The 1,688-nt window shown below is 54.3% G+C and carries 1 protein-coding gene; it reads right to left on the bottom strand.

Annotated features, from left to right (window positions below; genetic code table 11):
* Positions 1-1,470 precede the first annotated feature (1,470 nt).
* The coding region (locus V6D20_18015) for a hypothetical protein (protein ID HEY9817678.1) at positions 1,471-1,688 on the bottom strand (218 nt) is incomplete at its 5' end.

Below are 1,688 nucleotides of genomic sequence, written 5' to 3'. Positions count from 1 at the left end.
TTCTCTTGCAGATCGTACGTCTAACTGTGAGCAGTGCTCGTGCGCCTATGCCTTCCCACTCTGATAAAAAGATCTAAGATGCTACTCTTACCTTGACAACGGCATTGTGATCGGATTCTTCCAGGTCGTCGTCGTTTCCATCGGCATCTACCGTTAGGACCGCCGAGCTACCTGTCCATCCAAACACAGATCTGACCTCCCGCTTAAAGATAGTTGAGTTGCTTAAGGTGGAAGATTCGTCCAAGCTCAGAGAGGTATCGGTGGAAGCCTTCTGGTACGGATTTTTGAAGGAATCCCTGACAAGAAAGGCTAATGGTGATGTGCTACCTTACCAGTATTAAACATGTTTCGGGTTCCTGAGAAATTTCCGGTGAGTCAGACTGATTCGGCTCCTCGCTCTCAAAGCCATGACGTGTCGCATCGAGGGAACTGCCAAAAGGATACCGGGGTGCACATAAATTGCCTTATAAGGAGCGCATCTATCCCTGGTGATGTACCTGGTGATGCCTTGGGGTCTACCGTGGCGTGCGTCAGGGTATAGATTGCGAGAGTAGGGCACAGCTGGCGGTGCCCCAGGCTGTGCCCCCTGGAATAAGGTGCCCCTAGACGCACCCCCCGAGATGCCCGATGGTACACGCACACGATAAGAAAGCAGATGGGTGATCACCTGGGTATGTCACCATGCACACAAGACCAAAGCAAGTGTGCAAGCCATTTAGGGAAAAAAATTGAGACGTTTGGAGCTATGAAACTTCTGCGGCGGAGCCCACAGGTAGGGGGGGAGTTCACCAGCATGGTTCTCGGAAAAGCGATATGGATAGGTCTGCACCGGCAGTGATCTCCGGACCAACATCGAGGGGGTAAGCACCTTCAGCCCAGCACACAGGCCTACCCAACGCTTGACGGTGATTCCCCTCGCTGCTCCAGCAATGACATTGTGCGTTTTCCGCCCGATCCCAATCCTGTTACGACCTTTGCCATAGGTGATAATGTTCGAAGCACAGGCCAACCTGTGGCTCAGCATTGGGGGGCAGTCGGTCCCGCGGCGTGTGCTTGCTGTCACGCAGTCCACGGGCACAGTTCTTAAACTTCAGCACTACCGTGAGATTGAGGACCTTGAGTGAGCCTGGGTCTGGCCCTATACTCAACCCGAGCTGATGTGGCCGGCGTGGGCTGCGGCATCGGTCTGGTGGACACAATCCAAGATAACATCCTCGATATTCCGTGTGGCAATACAGCCATCGAGATAGGTCGTGACAGTGTCAAGCGGAAGAGCTTTTACCGCTTGCTGCAGGGTGTACCAGGTGGGAAGCTTCTTGAGGTCGAAGCATCGTTCTGCAAGACAACAACTAGGCTCTGCCAGCAACCTCTCTCTGGTCCCTCAAACGGTTGATAGGCGCCTCTGCTTTGGAATTGGGCTCGACCTTTGCATGCGTTGTCTGCCCTAAGGTACTTGGAAGTCCCTCCTCCTCATCGCGATCCACAGGAGGGATATCCTGTGGGCATTAGGCAGCAGGGAAGCACCTGAACCTCGTCCATGAGGTGTGTAAAAATGTTGGACTCAAGTTCAGTAGGGTGCTGCTGCTGCATAGCCTGTCTCCCAAAGAGCAACCCTGGCGGCTGGTGAGCAGAGGAGGAGGAGGAGAGGGGGCGGAGGATGAGCAAGGAGTAGGGAAGGGGGGGGGAGG

It is taken from the genome of Candidatus Obscuribacterales bacterium, assembly GCA_036703605.1.
Lineage (GTDB): Bacteria > Cyanobacteriota > Cyanobacteriia > RECH01 > RECH01 > RECH01.
This window is presented reverse-complemented; position numbering and strand designations above follow the sequence as displayed.